21 protein-coding genes and 2 pseudogenes are annotated in these 15811 nt (G+C 50.9%); 10 read left to right on the top strand and 13 right to left on the bottom strand.

What is annotated here, in order from left to right:
- Window positions 1-4 precede the first annotated feature (4 nt).
- On the top strand, window positions 5-922 hold the full coding sequence (gene argF, locus ACZ49R_RS10915; protein WP_464733119.1) for an ornithine carbamoyltransferase: 918 nt from the start codon (window positions 5-7) through the stop codon (window positions 920-922).
- 127 nt (window positions 923-1049) lie between these two features.
- Here argF and ACZ49R_RS10920 read toward each other — a convergent pair whose 3' ends face one another.
- Window positions 1050-2294: a 3-isopropylmalate dehydratase large subunit gene (locus ACZ49R_RS10920; protein WP_464733120.1), complete on the bottom strand. Its 1245-nt coding sequence runs from the start codon at window positions 2292-2294 to the stop codon at window positions 1050-1052.
- 42 nt (window positions 2295-2336) lie between these two features.
- Window positions 2337-2765 (bottom strand): annotated as a pseudogene (locus tag ACZ49R_RS10925) (S8 family serine peptidase); the annotation flags it as partial.
- Window positions 2766-2838: 73 nt separating this feature from the next.
- On the opposite strand from ACZ49R_RS10925, the gene ACZ49R_RS10930 reads away from it, so the two are divergent.
- The 5 genes from ACZ49R_RS10930 to ACZ49R_RS10950 all read left to right on the top strand — a co-directional run bounded on the left by ACZ49R_RS10930 (window position 2839) and on the right by ACZ49R_RS10950 (window position 4983).
- A complete protein-coding gene (locus tag ACZ49R_RS10930; RefSeq protein ID WP_464733121.1) occupies window positions 2839-3063 on the top strand; it encodes a hypothetical protein in 225 nt (74 codons plus the stop codon).
- A 16-nt stretch (window positions 3064-3079) separates the two neighbouring features.
- Window positions 3080-3544 carry a hypothetical protein gene (locus ACZ49R_RS10935; protein ID WP_464733122.1) on the top strand — a complete coding sequence of 155 codons (465 nt, stop codon included), beginning with the start codon at window positions 3080-3082 and terminating at the stop codon, window positions 3542-3544.
- A gap of 27 nt (window positions 3545-3571) precedes the next feature.
- The gene (locus ACZ49R_RS10940; RefSeq protein ID WP_464733123.1) at window positions 3572-4186 is read left to right on the top strand and encodes a helix-turn-helix domain-containing protein; all 615 of its coding nucleotides are present in this window, start codon (window positions 3572-3574) and stop codon (window positions 4184-4186) included.
- 64 nt (window positions 4187-4250) lie between these two features.
- Window positions 4251-4775, top strand: coding sequence for a transposase (locus ACZ49R_RS10945; protein ID WP_464733124.1), 525 nt, complete (start codon window positions 4251-4253; stop codon window positions 4773-4775).
- Window positions 4714-4983 carry a zinc ribbon domain-containing protein gene (locus ACZ49R_RS10950; RefSeq protein ID WP_464733125.1) on the top strand — a complete coding sequence of 90 codons (270 nt, stop codon included), beginning with the start codon at window positions 4714-4716 and terminating at the stop codon, window positions 4981-4983. The genes ACZ49R_RS10945 and ACZ49R_RS10950 overlap by 62 nt, the downstream gene beginning before the upstream one ends.
- On the opposite strand, the gene ACZ49R_RS10955 is transcribed toward ACZ49R_RS10950, so the two are convergent.
- Genes ACZ49R_RS10955 through ACZ49R_RS10975 form a run of 5 tightly spaced genes read right to left on the bottom strand, consistent with a single transcriptional unit; the run spans window position 4980 to window position 7732 of the window.
- Complete coding sequence (locus ACZ49R_RS10955) at window positions 4980-5402, bottom strand: hypothetical protein (RefSeq protein WP_464733126.1); 423 nt, start codon at window positions 5400-5402, stop codon at window positions 4980-4982. The two genes, ACZ49R_RS10950 and ACZ49R_RS10955, sit on opposite strands and share 4 nt — an antisense overlap.
- A 49-nt stretch (window positions 5403-5451) precedes the next feature.
- Window positions 5452-6204, bottom strand: coding sequence for a hypothetical protein (locus tag ACZ49R_RS10960; protein ID WP_011763528.1), 753 nt, complete (start codon window positions 6202-6204; stop codon window positions 5452-5454).
- Window positions 6201-6866, bottom strand: a complete 666-nt coding sequence (locus ACZ49R_RS10965; RefSeq protein ID WP_011763527.1) for a ribosome biogenesis protein — start codon at window positions 6864-6866, stop codon at window positions 6201-6203. Before ACZ49R_RS10965 ends, ACZ49R_RS10960 begins: the two co-directional genes overlap by 4 nt.
- Window positions 6863-7132, bottom strand: coding sequence for a DNA-directed RNA polymerase subunit L (locus ACZ49R_RS10970; RefSeq protein WP_464733127.1), 270 nt, complete (start codon window positions 7130-7132; stop codon window positions 6863-6865). Before ACZ49R_RS10970 ends, ACZ49R_RS10965 begins: the two co-directional genes overlap by 4 nt.
- Window positions 7133-7138: 6 nt before the next feature.
- Window positions 7139-7732 carry a DUF2067 domain-containing protein gene (locus ACZ49R_RS10975; protein WP_464733128.1) on the bottom strand — a complete coding sequence of 198 codons (594 nt, stop codon included), beginning with the start codon at window positions 7730-7732 and terminating at the stop codon, window positions 7139-7141.
- 47 nt (window positions 7733-7779) lie between these two features.
- Here ACZ49R_RS10975 and ACZ49R_RS10980 point away from each other — a divergent pair, with 47 nt between their 5' ends.
- Together ACZ49R_RS10980 and ACZ49R_RS10985 are read left to right on the top strand one after the other, a co-directional pair.
- A complete protein-coding gene (locus tag ACZ49R_RS10980) occupies window positions 7780-8316 on the top strand; it encodes an exosome complex RNA-binding protein Csl4 (RefSeq protein WP_464733129.1) in 537 nt (178 codons plus the stop codon).
- Between the two features lie 42 nt (window positions 8317-8358).
- A complete protein-coding gene (locus ACZ49R_RS10985) occupies window positions 8359-8742 on the top strand; it encodes a hypothetical protein (protein ID WP_464733130.1) in 384 nt (127 codons plus the stop codon).
- 101 nt (window positions 8743-8843) lie between these two features.
- On the opposite strand, the gene ACZ49R_RS10990 is transcribed toward ACZ49R_RS10985, so the two are convergent.
- From ACZ49R_RS10990 to ACZ49R_RS11000, 3 genes are read right to left on the bottom strand one after another with little or no spacing between them, the layout of a single operon-like run.
- The gene (locus tag ACZ49R_RS10990) at window positions 8844-9089 is read right to left on the bottom strand and encodes a 50S ribosomal protein L23 (protein WP_011763522.1); all 246 of its coding nucleotides are present in this window, start codon (window positions 9087-9089) and stop codon (window positions 8844-8846) included.
- Window positions 9086-9931: a 50S ribosomal protein L4 gene (rpl4p, locus tag ACZ49R_RS10995; protein ID WP_464733131.1), complete on the bottom strand. Its 846-nt coding sequence runs from the start codon at window positions 9929-9931 to the stop codon at window positions 9086-9088. Before rpl4p ends, ACZ49R_RS10990 begins: the two co-directional genes overlap by 4 nt.
- 22 nt (window positions 9932-9953) lie before the next feature.
- Entirely contained in the window at window positions 9954-10970 is a 1017-nt protein-coding gene (locus ACZ49R_RS11000; protein WP_053240490.1) for a 50S ribosomal protein L3, read from the bottom strand.
- A 66-nt stretch (window positions 10971-11036) separates the two neighbouring features.
- On the opposite strand from ACZ49R_RS11000, the gene ACZ49R_RS11005 reads away from it, so the two are divergent.
- Complete coding sequence (locus ACZ49R_RS11005; RefSeq protein ID WP_464733132.1) at window positions 11037-11354, top strand: DUF2175 domain-containing protein; 318 nt, start codon at window positions 11037-11039, stop codon at window positions 11352-11354.
- A gap of 23 nt (window positions 11355-11377) precedes the next feature.
- Complete coding sequence (gene malA, locus ACZ49R_RS11010; RefSeq protein ID WP_464733133.1) at window positions 11378-13441, top strand: alpha-glucosidase MalA; 2064 nt, start codon at window positions 11378-11380, stop codon at window positions 13439-13441.
- Window positions 13442-13520: 79 nt separating this feature from the next.
- Here the strand turns inward: malA and ACZ49R_RS11015 are convergent.
- The 3 genes and pseudogenes from ACZ49R_RS11015 to ACZ49R_RS11025 form a co-directional block, all read right to left on the bottom strand.
- Window positions 13521-13725 (bottom strand): annotated as a pseudogene (locus ACZ49R_RS11015) (zinc ribbon domain-containing protein); the annotation flags it as partial.
- A 244-nt stretch (window positions 13726-13969) separates the two neighbouring features.
- The gene (locus tag ACZ49R_RS11020) at window positions 13970-14785 is read right to left on the bottom strand and encodes a shikimate kinase (protein WP_011763516.1); all 816 of its coding nucleotides are present in this window, start codon (window positions 14783-14785) and stop codon (window positions 13970-13972) included.
- An 18-nt stretch (window positions 14786-14803) separates the two neighbouring features.
- Entirely contained in the window at window positions 14804-15808 is a 1005-nt protein-coding gene (locus tag ACZ49R_RS11025) for a pyridoxal phosphate-dependent aminotransferase (RefSeq protein ID WP_464733134.1), read from the bottom strand.
- Between the last annotated feature and the right edge of the window lie 3 nt (window positions 15809-15811).

Below are 15811 nucleotides of genomic sequence, written 5' to 3' on the forward strand. Positions count from 1 at the left end.
CCACATGAGACATCTACTTACACTAATGGAATATAAACCACATGAGGTTGAGAACATCCTACGCATGTCTAGAGATTTTAAGACACGTTACCTGGCTGGAGAAGTCTACACGCCGATATTTCCAGGGAGGCTCGTAGTGTTATATTTTGAAAAACCTAGCACGAGAACTAGGCTCTCGCTAACTGCGGCTGCCGCACAATTAGGCATGCAGGCGGTATATACAACTCCGAGCGAGCTACAAATTGGCAGAGGCGAGACCATCGCCGACACAATGAGAGTTTTATCGAGATACGCCGTAGCAGTAGCCGCCAGGGTATATAGACATGAGACGCTTGAAGAGATGGCGCAAAACAGCTCTATATCTGTGATAAACGCTCTCTCAGACAAACACCATCCCCTCCAAGCTCTTGCAGACGCGCTCACGCTGTGGGAATACGTCGGAAAACTACACGGCATAAAAGTAGCTTTTGTAGGCGACGTCAGTAATAATGTGGCAACTAGCTTGGCGATAATCGGCGCTAAACTCGGCTGGGAGGTCAGACTTGTGGGGCCTAAACAGCTGTGGAATATGAAACTAGTGGAAGAACTCTCTGAAGACCTTGCTAAGACCGGGGGCCGTATCTACTTTACAGATTCTATAAACGATGTAGCAGGCGTAGACGGAGTGTATACAGACGTATGGGTCTCCATGGGTTTTGAAAAAGAGGCCGAGGAGAGGAGGAGGATGTTGAAGCCCTATCAGGTAAATCAAAGAGTTATGGAGATAGCCGGGAGAAAAGCCATATTCCTACACTGCCTACCTGCACATAGAGGCGAGGAGGTTACAGACGACGTAATCGACGGGCCTCAGTCTGCCGTGTGGGATCAAGCAGAAAATAGAATGCATACAGCAAAAGCTGTTTTTGCCTACTTGCTAAGATAGCGCCCCCTTCGCGACGCCGGCCCTCTCTGGGGCTCCGGCGTCCCCAGTAAAGGCAACTGCCAACGTGGGCTTTAGTGACAGATAAGACAATCCCGCTTCTCCCACCGGCTTTTCCCCTAAGATTCTGCTACAACAGATAGGGCCGCGGGTCGACTATTTTTCCCTCTAACGCAGCGGCTGCCGCAGTAGCTGGATTAGCTAAATATACTTTTGAATCTGGATGGCCCATCCTCCCCTTGAAATTACGATTGCTCGTCGAAACTACCACCTCCCCCGGCCCCGCTACGCCGAAGTGTCCGCCAAGGCACGGGCCACATGTGCCATATGTAACTACACAGCCGGCTTTTGTCAAAATATCTATATAGCCCAACTCTAAGGCTTTCCTAAATATAGTGTAGCTCGCCGGAATCGCTATACATCTACTTTTCACACGGCCTCTTCTCAGAATTCTCGCCGCAATTTCAAAATCGCTTAGCCTCCCGTTGGTACAAGAGCCTATAAACACTTGATCTACCTCAACCCCCTCCACCTCTCTTACAGCTTTTACATTATCTACACTATACGGCGCTGCTACAAGCGGCTCAAGTTTTGACAATTCAACTACATATTTATCTACATATCTCCCAGGCTGTAAATCGGGCGGTTTGTAAGAGACGCCCCTCTCTCTTTGTAAATAGTCGACAGTAACTACATCTGGTATAAACATAAGCGCATCTGCCCCCATTTCTGTCGACATATTAGCCACAGTGGCTCTATCGTCCATAGGAAATGCCTTTGGAATTTCCACAAACACTTCCACCGAATAGCCGTTGAAACCCTCAGCTCCAAACTGCTTAAGGAGGTAGAGGGCTACGTCCTTCCCCATTACCCCCGGGGGGAACTCTCCTTTCATGTCTACCCTAAACGGCGCCGGGATTACTACCCAGGTTTTGCCGAGCTTCAGAGCAGCGGCTATGTCTGTGGCCCCCATGCCATGGGCAAAGGCCCCCACAGCCCCTGCGGTATTTGTATGCGAATCTGCGGCAAATATCACGTACTCTGGCATAGCGTATTTCTCCAGGATTATTTGGTGAAGAATGCCGCCTCCCACGTCGTAAAAATGGGGAAGTTCAAGGGCTTTGACGTGCTTTCTGATGTAGACCATTATCTCGGCGGCTCTCTGCGTCGGCGGAGGAGACAGATGGTCAAACGCCACCACAACCCTCTCCTTGTCAAAAACCTCCACCTTGCCCATACTCTCCAGCACCTCTAACACGTGGTACCCTGTCAAGTCGTGAAACCCCACTAGGTCTGGCACCACTTCTACCACGTCACCAGGAGACGGCGTATGTCCTAACTTCTTCTGGAATATATACTCTGTCCACGTTGGCATGGAAAAAGCCCCGAACCTATATAAAAAGATTAAGCCTGGGGACTATCCTATTTTCAGCGCGGCGGTGACAGCCGCGTATGCATCGACAAGCCCATAGCCGCTGTAGACGTCGAAACCCGGCGGGCCTATATCTTTGGCAGTAGAGGCCAAAACTTGGTATACCTCGTCCGGCGTCAGAGGCCTAAGGCCGTATGCTGTCCTAACTGCTTGGATTAACGCCACGACGCCGGTTATGTGTGGAGTTGCCATGGAGGTTCCTGACATATGTGCATATCTCCCGCCGGGGTATGTAGACAGAATATTTACGCCGGGGGCAGCCACGTCTACCTCAATGCCGTCGCTCGACCAAGTGGGGACTGCGTAGTTTTGGTCAACAGCGGCTACCGCAATAACCCAGCTGTACCTAGCCGGATACGCCACGTTGTCAGTGGTGGGATCCCCATCACCGGAGTTCCCAGCCGCGACGACCTTGCGCGATTTAACGCCGCTCACGACGCGCAATATACCGGTTTCCACGGCCGAATTCGCATACCGGCTGGCGCAGATGTACGGTCTCCGCCCGACGTCGGAGCTGGGCGAGCTGGTGACGTACGCTACGCATGTCGACGTTGGGGAGGTGAGTAGCGCGCGTCCTGCCCCCAAGGCTGAACGGCGTCGACCTACGCTTCAGCCACGTCTTAAAAGCCGGCAGAGGCGACGTTGTTGCAAGGGAGGTCGCAGAGGATCTGCCGAGCTACAGAGGGATCCTGACGCAACAGGCAAAAGATAGGGCAGTAAACACAATAATGAGGGTTGCAGGGGCAAGCCTTGAGAGGTTGATAAGGGAGTTCAGAATCCCCGCCAGAGCGCCCGACGACGTGACCATCTACGTGAACAAGCCTGTCTTCATCTTTAACATTAGAAAGGAACCGATGAAGACAGTTGACGTTGGGCTCTTCGACGTGTTGCTGTACGCCAGGAATCCAAAGCTCTTCGAAGATCTTGTGTCGAACTACTTCGCGAAACTCGAGGAAGACATTGCCTTCGTGCTCGGCGCCAAGCTTGAGGACGTTGCAAAGGACTTCACGACATCCAGCGGGTGGAGCGGGAGGGCGTTCGTTATACCGAGACATATGTCGGTTGATCTGGCCAAGAAAGCACTAGATTTCGGCATTAGCAGTGGATATATTGAGGTCAGCGAGGTGAAGCAACAGAGCCGGACAAGCCGGCACGCTTTACAACAGAAAGCCTCGCCCTTTAGGGCGGGGTAGGTTTTAAACCAACATCTATATTTTTTCATGGCTGAGTTGGTGAAGAAAGTGGAGAAAAAGAGGGGGAGGGGTGGGGGCGGGCGCCGCGCGGGGGGCGAACTCAAGCGTGGGATGGCCCTGGCGGGGGGACGCCCCGCCGATATGCCTCCCGTGCGGACTGTCCGCCTGCGCCTTCTCCCCACGACGGCGCAGGAGAGGAAGCTACATAAGCTGGCAGACGCCGCGGCTAAGGCTTGGAATGAGGTGAACTATCTGAGGAGGCGGCAGTTCTTCGCAAAGCAGGGCGTAGACCTAAGGGGCACGTACAGAGAGGTCTACAGGAGGTACAGAGACGTCCTAAAGGTCAACGTGGGGCAGGTGCTCAACAAGAACAACGAGGCTTGGCGGAGCTTCTTCGCCCTTCTGGCCAAGCTGAAGGCCGGGGAGTTGCCGCCGCATGTGAAGAAGGTCTCGCCGCCGGGGTACTGGAAGGATAGACTCCTCGGCAAGAGGGTGAAACGCCTCGTCGTGAGGAGTGACCGGTACTACGTAGAGTCTGTCAACGGCGGAGAAGGGTACATAGTGCTCAAGGACTTCGGCATGAGGATACGCCGGGAGGATAAAGTGGTCTGGGAAGCAGGGCCGTCTCGAAATTGTATATGAAAACGGCAGATGGTTCGCCTACCTCACCATAGAGGTTGGAAAGCCTGCTAAACCAAGGCAGTACGTGAGAGGCGTCTACGACAGAATACAGATAAGACAGCCCAAAGGCGATAAGAAAGCATTCATAGACGTCGGCATAAACAACCTCTTCGCCGTGGTTATCGAGGGCGAGGAGAGGGCGATCCTCATCAAGGGCACTCCGCTGAAGGCGGAGTACTTCTGGTGGAAGAGGCAGAGGGCGTTGTACCAGAGCGTGCGGGATGTGAGGAGGAACTTGGGGTTCCCATGGCAGAGCTGGCACAGGAGGTACCTAAGGGCGCTGTGGAAAATGAGAGAGAGGCTGAGGCACTATAGAAATACAGCGGTCAGAGGTCTCGCGGAAATGCTGTGGGAATCGGGAGTGTCTGAGGTCTACGTCGGCTATCCCGAGGACATAGCTCACGAGCGGCAGAGCGAGTATGTGGTCAGCGTATGGGGATATAGAAAGCTCGTGCAGAGGCTTGGGGAGGTGTTGACGGAGTACGGGATTGTACGCCGCCGACGAGTACAACACGTCAAGGGCGTGCTCCATCTGCGGCGAAATTCATGAAAACGGCAGAGTGTATAGAGGGCTGTACATCTGCAGGAAGTTCGGCATCTCTCTGAACGCGGATATAAACGCCGCGAGAAACATAGCCGCAAAGCTCGGCCACAAGACGCCAACGCCGAGGAAGATAGAAACATATTATCCCACGTCAAACGGCCTATTAACCCTGGACAACGGCCGAGACCCCCACAGTGGAAACCCCGCCCTCTAGGGCGGGGAGGGGGTCATAACCTTCCCGTAGAGCTCTGGGTGTGTATAGTCTATGCCTGTGTCTAACACGGCGACAGTTACGCCGTAGCCAAACGCCGCATCGCCAATTGTCACAAAGTATGTATCCCACACAAGAGGGGCGTTCACCATTTTGATATTCCACTGCACGTCTGCATAGTCTGCAAAGCCTATCGCCCAAGCTACCTTATCCTCCTCGATATATCTCACCCCCTTTAACTTCTCTTTTAACTCCCCCAGTTTGCTATCGGGGAGGTTTAACACAACTGCTTTTATCTCCTTGATATGTTTTAACATCTTTATATCGCCTGTCTTATTTAACTCGCCTAAAGCCCCTAAAGATATAGGGTCTTCATAACCTACTACCACTCTCGCGGCTTGTATAAATATAACCAACGCCAATACTACACCCTCCTTGACATGTCATAGAGATGGAACTACTCTATATATTTTACTGTGATAAAAGCTCGTCAAAAATAGCCGAGACCCGTCTCTGTACTTTTTTTGAAACCCCGGCGCTCCTCGCCGTTTCTAACACCTCAGACCCCACTCTTAGCTGAAGCTCCAGCTCGTTTAAAAACTGCGGCGCTTGTCTAATTGTAGCTCTCCCCTCCCACTGTATCAACTGCAGAGCTTGTAATAACTCGACGTAATTTATCCTGCCTATTGGGTCAAAGGGCGGCAAGCGGGGCCCCCTCTCCCCCCTCCTATTTGACAGATATATCTCTCTGATATAGCCACTTAGAGCAATGACAGTAGTATAAATCTCCTTTGTCCCCCTCGCCTTGACTGGGTCATATACGATCCTTGCAGCCGTGGGTCTCAATATCCGGGCAACTGTCTCCACGTCTTTTATCCTGGCCATTGGAGGGACGCCGTAGGTCCAGTTTATCTCTATGCCATATTCCACAGCCTTGTTGTAAAACGCCTCTATCTCTTCCATAGTCGGAGGCGGGGGGAGGACAAGTCTTTTGACGTCAAGAGCGTCGGCAAGAAAAATATACCACTCCAATTCGTTTAAACCTACTGGCGGCAACACAAGCGCCTCGGGAGTCGGCTCTTCAAACTCAACTGCAACAGTGATGGGAGAGCGGGACGTATCTAATTGCCCAACCTCTAACACATATGGAACACCCAATTGATCAACTGTCTTTAGATACTGACGCCACTTCCCCCTACGCTTTATATAAGCCTGGAATTTCATAGAAGGCCGGCAGCGACTTCTGCCGCAGTTATAGCTCTATAAACTACTTGCGCCGCATCCATAGTTTCGTCTCCTATTTTATATATAGCGTCTGCCTTCTCGAGAACCCACTTATTTGTAAAATCTCCATGGGGAAATCCGCCTATTACAACAACAGAGTTTAACAACGCCGCCCCAAGCTCTATAAACGGTTTTTTCACACCGCTCTCATGTAACACTACCCAACGACCGCCTAGCTCCCTCAATAGAGTAGAGAGGTCTTTTTTATACAGCTCTATGAGGGGCTCGCCTTTGGGAGGAACTCTGCCCGTGGCATACAGTTGTTCCATCAACGAGACAAAGTTGTTGTAGTTTTTTGGTATACGGGTCTCCCAACGCACATATATTGTATAATCTCCCTGGGTGTGTATGTATATTCTCCCAAGGCCCCTTTTGTTTAGCAAACTGTATTGAAACACCAAAAGCACTTGATGTACGATATCTGGCCTACCTCTCTTAGACGCATCTCTTAGCGACGACATAGCTAAATGATGTCGCGCTCTATCTAGAAGAATCTCCCCCGGCTTTTTGCCTCTCCTCTTGGCGTCTGCTTGTATAACTGGGTGGTTCCAGAGCTCCCGAGGCACAAGCTCAAGCGCAGATTCGGCTAATACGACAATCACGAAAAGAAACTTTTCTCAAGCTCCTCTAAGTCTGAAATTATGGCGTTAACAGCTCTCTGCACAACCTCTATAGGATTCCCCCTCCTCACCTTCACTTTAAAATACACGTTCTCCTGGAGCGGGTGGCCTACGTCAAATTGGACATATTCCACATCCGGGTCGTTAGATAGATATTCAACCAGCGGAGAAAACAACGTATAGGTCTCCCCCCTGACTTTTACCTCAAGATATTTATCATCTAGCTTAAGAATCTCTAACTGAAGCATAGCGGCTTATTTATGTAAATTTATAAACTTGAGCCGCCGCCTTGTCTCCTCTATAGAGTACCTAAGGCTTATCACAGAGCCCTTGTTCAACAAGCCCAGCTCGACAAGCTCCTCTACTGCTTTGTCAACAGATAGCCCTTTGGCATATGTATACGCTACGACTATTCTCTTGGCGTGGGGAGTAATTGGATATTTCTCAACCTCGGCATAAATCCTAGAAAGCTCCTCCGCCGCTTTCAACACCTCTTCATAACTAGCCGAGGTCTCTAATACGCCGCCTCGTACTTCAGAGGGCACGCCCTTGAGGTTAAGCGCATCAGCTAGCACCTCGGGCGGAATTGGCCTAGTTAATTCAGCGTCTTTAAATAAGACAAGAAGCGGCACCCTTAGCCTACTCTTTCCACCTCTGGCTAAAGCCGCCAGGTTTTTAACAAGGGCGACGGCCTCTTCCAACTCCTTGCCCTCTCCCTCTAGTTGGATATAGACGTGGGTAAGACGTGTGTTTACAATATAGGAGGTTCTCAAGTGGCGCTCTAAAAATTTCAAAAATCTCTCTACCTCCTCGGGGCTATGGAATTTAAAAGATAGCGACACATACACACGCCACTATTGAAACACGTTTTTAAACCTCCGCCCGCTTCATTACTGTGAGAAAGAAGATTGTGACACCTGGGGAAGAGGTGGCATACGCCGAGGAGTTTGAAACAAAAGGAAGCGCATATAGCCTAGACTTTAGATATCTCTCCTCTGTCTTAGGCATAGTGACATATGATGAAAAAGCCCATGTGGCTGTTGTAAAACCTGTGAGAAACCCCCCACTGCCCCAGGCGGGAGCAATAGTTTATTGCCAAGTCGTAAGCAAGGGGAGGCGGGCGTATCAACTCCGTTGCTTCGCTGTAGAGAACAACAGAGAGATACACGACCTAAAGTACTCATTTACGGGAGTTTTGCCATATTTCTTCTCAGATGGCGAGTTAGGCATTGGAGACTATATAAGGGCTAAAGTTGTATCTACATACGGCCCGCCTCTTGTTGTCTCAATACGCGGCCCTACCTACGGCTCGGTCCTATCCCGTTGCCCCAGATGCAGCTCGGTGCTTAAAAGACGCGGCATGACACTCTATTGTCCAAACTGTTCAATAGAAGTCAAGAGGAAAATCGCCATAGGATACTACAGCGCTTAATTATAAAAGAAAACTCTTATAAAGATCTACGTTGAAAAAGACGTGGAACATCTACTAAAAGAACTAAAGCAATACTGGCCACATTTTGAAAACGCAGATATAGCCAAAGCCTATCACGACGAGCTAGAGAAATTTGAAACATGGATAAAAGAGGTGGGGCTTAAACTCCTGGCTCTAAGAGCGAAAGAAGCTGCAGAAAAGGGGAACCCTGTGGCAAGAGACTACCCCGAGGAATATATAAAAGGTCTAATCAGGAGGGGACAGGCGAAAATCCTCGTCAATATGTTCGCCGCATATTTAGTCAGCAAAGGCAAAGCCACGCAGTACTGGCTGATAAAAAACAAGTTTGTGGCAGGTGGAGAGTCGATAGCAACTTGGATAAGACTCCTCAAAAAAATCTACACACCAAACTCCAGTGCCGTCTAAACCTTAAGAAATAAATAGGAAAGAGGGTTTAAAGGTAGGTGATGTAGGTCTTTAGTTCTGATAGATGAAGACGAATCCACGAGCTGAGCTGTTAACGACAATTACAATACGCCCAGCCGACTTAATAAATCCATTGCGTTGTATTCTTTGGCGAGTTTTACATACGCCTTCTTCTCGCCCCTGGGCGTTATGAGTGTATTTACCTTCTCAACCTTGACGTTGTAAAGCCGCTGGATTTCATCGGCTATCTGCTTCTTTGTTGCCCATCTTTCAACAACTACAGTTATCTTATTCTCCTTCTCAGCAAGACGGATAGTCTTCTCTGTGATTACAAACCGCTTGATCATAGAAACAGCCCGCGGAGCTTCTCTATCGCTGTCGTAGTCCAGAGAGTTAGTCTGCCAGGGGCGCCGCCAGGAGCTAAGACAAGCATATTTAAATTGTCTACAGATACCACGTCCACACCTGGAAAGTTTCTAACAGCAAAAACCAAGGGGGCTTTAGAGCTAGAGACTACGACTAATACGCTTTTAGGCTCCTTATAGCGCCTACCTCTCATCTTCCCCTTGCCAGCCCTAATTTTAACACCTTCTGCGGCCCTCTCTACATCGGGCCACAGGCCAAGGACTTCAAACAGCTTTTTTGCCTCTTTCGCCTTACTTATGTTTTCAACGTCGCTTACAACTACAAGAGGCAGAGAGGGGACTTTGTCAATTATGTGACCTCTAGCCATAACCCACGATTTATACGCCGTTGCAGCAATAGCAGACCGAATAGCAAAGTTCTTCTCTTTCTTGTTTATCTCCTCATGGAGCTTCTTCTCTACCTTCGGCGGGTGTGCCCTCCTCCCGCCGCGGGTGTTGGGGGCAAAACAGCCGCGCGGCCACAACGAGCCCTTGTACCTCGGGATTCTAGCGATGCCGAGACCTACGCCGAAGGACTCACAGCTGTGCTCCTTGCCGGCGCCCTCGTAGACGCCCTTAGGCTGAAATCTCGCCGAGAGAGCGCTAAGATAGGCTCTCCTGATTATGTCGGGCCTCACCGGCTCTATGAAGTGAACCGGCGGATCTATATCAGCAACATACGCCCCGTCACGCCCATATACCTTTAGCTTCTCAGGCGGTCTCTCGCCCGGCTGTATATAGGGGCTTAGATCCAGCTGTTTAAACTTCAACAGCAGATCCATCATCACGGCGTCTATACAGTCCTATTTAAATACTTTGAGAGCTTATCCACACCACTTGAGGCTCCGCCGCAGGCGGCGCCTTCTTCGGCGGTCTGACTGGGTATCTTAATACGACAAGTCTCTTCCTAGCCCCAGGCACGGTGCCTTGTATAAGTATGTAGGGCCCCTTGACCACTCCATAATGGAGGAAGCCTGACTTGGGCGTGATCTCGGCGCCGTTGTCCCCAATTTTTATAATCCTCTTGTTGTACTCAGTGCGCTGGTGGAATCCCATCTGGCCGGGCCTCGGCTGTGTAAACATGACCGCAGGAGCTTGCGGCCCTATAGTTCCCGTCCTCCTGTGGCCCTTCCTGTGTTTATGCCAGCGAGGGAGTATGGTAACTCCAAACCTCTTGATCACGCCCTGGTATCCCTTGCCCTTAGTGACGGCGATTACGTCAACGAGCTGCCCCGCCGTGAAGACCTCCTTCGGTGACACGGTTTTGCCCAGGAGAGAAACGGCGAATTTTATCCTCTCGTCTACGCTGGGGACCCCGCCGATAGGTATTTCTAGAAGCTCCGGCGTCTTCTTGCCAATGCCCGAGAGATGGGGCTGAGTGGCCACCAACGCCCTCACGTCTACAGCTACGTCTTTAAACTCCTCCACCTTCTTCATCTGCTTATCTACATCTACTTTCTCGGGGAGCGTCAACACCCGTCTGAGATATGCCGGGAGCTCGGGCGCCCACACCTCAGCGATAGATCTCTTGTAGCCGTTGGTAGGATCCAGGGTGTAGAGCCTAAAGCCCCATATAAAGAGCGGCGGCGCGTCTAGCACAGTAACCGCCTTGACCACCTCTTTGCCGTACAGGGGGCTCGTCGGCCTATCCTCTACGACCACCGCGTGCAACATGCCGGCTTTATACGCCGCGAAACCCAGCAGAGTTGGCTTGCCGAGATTTACCTCTGGCCAAGTCCGCACCCTAGGCACAATATCCGCCGCGCGCTTCCTCGGATATACCCCCATCGAGCCGCGGCGCGGCCTATTAATCTTTAAACCCATGGCGCGTGACATAGAGACAGTTTATAAACTTTAGTAGCGAGACGATATTTAAAAAAGGAACACGATATGTGCTATATGCGTAAACGTTGGAAATGTGTAATCTGTGGCGATGACATAATAGAGGGCCAGCTCTTCACTTTCTACAGTAAGGGGCCTGTGCATTGGGAGTGTTGGGAACGTGAAATTGCGCCTAAGATCTACCGCAATGTTGACTTAGCGGTGTTACTACGCCTGGACCACTATATCCACGAGGGCATTGTGTTGTTAAAAGAGCTAGAACAGATAGCACAAAACGAGGAAACCAAGAAGGAGATCTTGGAAATTAGGAGACAACTCGAGGCCACAGCCGCAAAACTTACAAATAAAATCGCTACAGTGGTTTAAAAACGTTAGATAAGAAAAGCCTAGTGATCGAGCTAGGTAGGAAAAGTGTAAAATTAACCCTGGGGAGACAGCTACTCTCTTTCTCTCTCCCAACGGGAGATCCGACACCTCTCGCTTCATTTGACGGTAGAGCACTCAGAGCCGAATGTTGTAATATCAACGTCGAGCTCCAGATTGAGCAGTCGGCAGACGGCGTCGTCGTCCACAAGAGACTAGGGCCACGTGAACATGTCTTTGGCCTAGGCACGAGGGCTTATCCGCCTGATAGACGTAGGGGACGGTTTATTCTATTTAACAACGACCTGTATGGGTATCAACTCGGCATGGATCCTCTCTATGCGTCTATACCTCTTCTTGTGTTTATAGACGGCGGCATTGCAGTCGGAATCATAATTAACAGTCCAGCCTATGGCGTTGTCGACATTGGATTCTCTAGATATAATGAGGTGGTTGTAGAGGTGGAGGATAAGCCAGAGCTTTACATACTCTTTGGCCCAACGCCACTTGAAGTATATAATGTATACAGCGAAGTGACTGGAAAACCGTTTCTACTGCCCAAGTGGGCGCTTGGCGTACATCTATCGCGATATAGCTACGAGCCTCAAGACGCAGTGCTAGAAGTTATAAAAGAGGTAATACAGACAGCCCCTCTTGACGCAATATACCTTGACATAGACTATATGGACAGTTATAAACAGTTTACTTGGGATTTAAAGAAATTTCCAGACCCTAGAGGCTTTGTAGAAGAGTTACACACACTTGGGATACATGTGGTTACTATAGTAGATCCATATATAAAAGCGGAGCCAAGATACAAGCCCTTTGAAAAATTTCTAGACTGCGCCCTTGTTACAGAAAACAACGAGATATATCTCGGAAGGGGGTGGCCCGGGCTTTCTATACTGCCAGATTTCTTAAACCCCAGATGTAGAGAACTTTGGGCGTCACACATCGCCGATTTTGTCACAACCTACGGCATTGATGGGATTTGGCTAGATATGAACGAGCCCACGGTCTTTAACTGCGACGTAGTTACCTCCAGATCTAGGATATACGCTATTGCAGGCGCAACGCCACACCCATTAACTAGAGAGGAGCTGTATTGCAAAGCGCCGCGCGGCGCCTACCATTTAGTAGAGGGGGTCAAGACACCCCATGAAAAAGTGAGGGGGCTCTACCCATATTTCCAAGCCGAGGCGACATACAATGGGTTAAAGTCCGCTGGGAAAGAGCCCTTTATATTATCTAGGTCTGGATATTTGGGAATACAGAAATACGCGGCTTTATGGACTGGGGATGTCCCAAGCACTTGGGAAGGCCTTAGATTAACCCTCATGACAGTCCTCGGTCTCTCTGCCTCTGGCGTGCCTTACGTAGGATGTGACGTAGGTGGTTTCGCAGGTCTGGGGGATTACGAACTTGTGGCCAGGTGGTATCAAGCAGCGGCCTTTTTCCCAATATATAGAATACATAGAGACAAAGGCACGCCAGATGTAGAAATTACAAGACTCCCCGCCAAATATCGCCATATGGCTTTAGAAGCTATAAAAATGAGAATAAAATTCCTCCCATATCTCTGGCATCTTGTCTGGGAGGCGCATCTATATGGCCATCCAATTGTAAGACCTCTGGGACTTGAGTTTCCAGATGATGAAGACACATTTAAGATATATGACGAATATATGGTGGGCTCCTACTTGCTGTATGCCCCAATAGTTGACAAGGGGGCGAGACATAGAGATGTATATCTGCCAAGAGGCATATGGCTAGATTTAGCCACGGGGAAGGCGCACCTAGGCCCAAGCTGGATTACGTCAGAAGCCGATATGCCTTTATACATAAGGTTTGGCTCAGCTGTGCCAACTGAAGACGAGTTGTTAATATATGGCGAAGGCAAATGGACAATATATACAGAGGGGGGGCCTATAACTATCGTCCGCACAGGTAATAGAATAGAGACAGAATGGCCCAATATACATATACTAGGCGAAAAGCTTGTAGAAATTATAATTAGTGGCAAGCCACGGCGCGCCGTGACTACAAAACTAGGGTCATATGTAGCTATCTCACATACAAAAACCCAGTGACTATCAGACATCGCCTTTTGTTTATAAGACAGAACGGCTACTTTGACTATCGGAGACAGGCCTCACGTAGGAGACGTACAAGAAGATTGAGTGTCATCTCGCGTCTGTCTAGCGTGAGGAGACAGTCTAACTCTTCCGTAGTTAACTTGGGCTCTTCTTGTCCCGTGGTCTCCTTGAGCAATCTCTTCACATACTCCTCAACGGCCAAGTGCATCCTTGTCACAAAGTCGCTCCTCTATCAACTGCCGCGGTATCTCCACCTTCAGCGTTCTGTATGTGTACATGGCCTTGTATGTGGATGGGCTGAAATATCTGCTTATAGAAGACACACGGGGGCTAGCCAAAAGTAACAACCCGCTCTCCCCACTCCGGCGACCATCACACCTTTAATGTCGCTCATATGAGCCAACCGGCCTTGGGGACTCTGCCGGCTGTTGCGTCTGTCGAGCCCGTCCGCCCAGGCACGGCCGGACCCCGCGCCCAGGGCCACGGCTCCGGACATGCCCCGAGCCCCCGGGGAAGGCCAGTCTAACAAAGGGGAGCAGATTGGGGTATATCCACTACGTAGACTTTTCCATATTTAGCAAGTACTTCTGCAAGTCTTTCGGGCTCGTCTGAAATAAAGACGTGGGAGGGGCCAGTACCCGATACGCCGCCGACAGCGCCTAGTCTTAAAGCTTCTAACGTAGGCCCCGGGGGGTAGCCCAGGGCGTAGCCATATGCAATTGCGTTTATCAACATGGCTTCTCTCCACATGCCCAACCCCGCGTAGGCCACTGCAGTTCTAATGACCGGCGCGAGCGACCTCATCTCCTCTAGTCTATACCTCCTCTTTTCATACGGTGGGATTAACACAACTGCCCTCCCAGACACGTCCAGATCCCTAATCACAAGCATCTTGTAGTTATCGGTCAAATAGCTACGCCCAGTGGCGCTTGCCACCGCGTCGTCAAAAGCGCCCGTCACGCTTATACCAGCCCACCTGCTGAGCTCTGCGTTTAGACGCGCAACGTCGAAGAGGTCCAGCCGGGCGCCCGCTAGTTTTGTTGTAGCAATTATAATAGCGTTTACGACGGCGCTACTAGACTTCAGCCCACCCGCCGTTGGAAGATCGCCAGAAATCTCTACCGAGAGGGGTCCAAGGCCGAATCTCTCTGCGACCTTCTCCACTATCCGCTTCACTGGCGAGATGTCTACGTCTGCATAAGTGGAGACCTCGAACTTATCCGACGTACAGACTCTGGCAGATATCTTTAGCGAAATGGGGAAAGCCGCACCGTGGCCTGTGGCAATCGCATTAATTATAGTACCCCCGCCGTAGGCACATCCAGTGGCGCAGACCACGTATATATGCCAACCTATTTATTTATCGTCTCTCCCACACGCCCTATTTAGGGCAGAAAAGGCCTCTCTAAGCCCCTCCTCCGGCTCTACAAGCGCAATTCTCACATAGCCCCCCCTCCCGTATAGAGAGCCAGGCAAGACAGACACTCCCTCAGTCAGTGCAGATTCAAAACATTTAACGTCGTCGCCAACTTGAGGAAATATGTAAAAGGCGCCGCCTGGCTTTACAAACTTCAGCCTTAGTTCAGACAGCGCCAGCTCTACCCTCCTCAAGTAGGCCTGGGAGATCTCTCTTCTCCGCCTTGGCAATACGTCGATTACAGACGCCACCGCCCTCTGGGCCGGGGTGGGGGCGACGTTTATTGTGGCTCTGTTGAACCTCGCCACCTCCCTAGCGATATCCCTCGGCGCAATCACAGCTCCAACCCTCAGCCCAGGCACAGAAAACACCTTAGAGAAGCTATATACAACGGCGACTGAAGAGGGAGAGAGCTCCGCCGGAGATACAAACTCAGTAAACACGATATCTCTATAGATCTCGTCGCTGATCACGAACTCAGCCACGTCGACAAGCTCCCTTACCTTCTCCCTCGGCAGGACGGCTCCCGTGGGGTTGTTGGGGTAGTTCACCACGTAGACCCCCCGCTCGGCGAAGTTGGGGATCCACCCGTCGCCTCCCTCCACAAGGCTGAGCTCCAGCCCGAAGACCCCAGCGATGTCGAAGTAGCCGGGGTAGAAGGGGGAGGTGGTCAAGAGGCGTCTCTTCCTAAAGATCCACATAAGGGCGGCAAGGCCGTGTCTCCCCCCGGCCACTGCCACCACCTCGCTGGGATCTGCCTTAAAGACCTCGGCCACCGCCTCTCTAAACTCTGGGAGGCCCTCAGGAGGGCCGTATCTAAAGTCCCCGCCCCCCCTAAGGGCCTCCACCAGCTCGGGCGGCGGCGGCAGATCCGGATCCCCAATGTCTAGCCTATGCCTCGGCGCCGCCTCGCCTATGCGCCTTAAAACAAGCGAAAAATCCATAAC

The sequence above is a fragment of the Pyrobaculum organotrophum genome (assembly GCF_055384425.1).

Excerpts from the sequence above, each read along its gene's own strand:
- ACZ49R_RS10935 (WP_464733122.1), top strand. The coding sequence starts at position 3,080 with ATGAGGGTTGCAGGGGCAAGCCTTGAGAGGTTGATAAGGGAGTTCAGA.
- argF (WP_464733119.1), top strand. The coding sequence starts at position 5 with ATGAGACATCTACTTACACTAATGGAATATAAACCACATGAGGTTGAG.
- ACZ49R_RS11000 (WP_053240490.1), bottom strand. The coding sequence starts at position 10,970 with ATGGGTTTAAAGATTAATAGGCCGCGCCGCGGCTCGATGGGGGTATAT.
- ACZ49R_RS10990 (WP_011763522.1), bottom strand. The coding sequence starts at position 9,089 with ATGATCAAGCGGTTTGTAATCACAGAGAAGACTATCCGTCTTGCTGAG.
- ACZ49R_RS10960 (WP_011763528.1), bottom strand. The coding sequence starts at position 6,204 with ATGAAATTCCAGGCTTATATAAAGCGTAGGGGGAAGTGGCGTCAGTAT.
- rpl4p (WP_464733131.1), bottom strand. The coding sequence starts at position 9,931 with ATGATGGATCTGCTGTTGAAGTTTAAACAGCTGGATCTAAGCCCCTAT.
- ACZ49R_RS10930 (WP_464733121.1), top strand. The coding sequence starts at position 2,839 with ATGTACGGTCTCCGCCCGACGTCGGAGCTGGGCGAGCTGGTGACGTAC.
- ACZ49R_RS10970 (WP_464733127.1), bottom strand. The coding sequence starts at position 7,132 with ATGCTTCAGTTAGAGATTCTTAAGCTAGATGATAAATATCTTGAGGTA.
- ACZ49R_RS10920 (WP_464733120.1), bottom strand. The coding sequence starts at position 2,294 with ATGCCAACGTGGACAGAGTATATATTCCAGAAGAAGTTAGGACATACG.
- ACZ49R_RS10940 (WP_464733123.1), top strand. The coding sequence starts at position 3,572 with ATGGCTGAGTTGGTGAAGAAAGTGGAGAAAAAGAGGGGGAGGGGTGGG.
- ACZ49R_RS11025 (WP_464733134.1), bottom strand. The coding sequence starts at position 15,808 with ATGGATTTTTCGCTTGTTTTAAGGCGCATAGGCGAGGCGGCGCCGAGG.
- ACZ49R_RS11005 (WP_464733132.1), top strand. The coding sequence starts at position 11,037 with ATGTGCTATATGCGTAAACGTTGGAAATGTGTAATCTGTGGCGATGAC.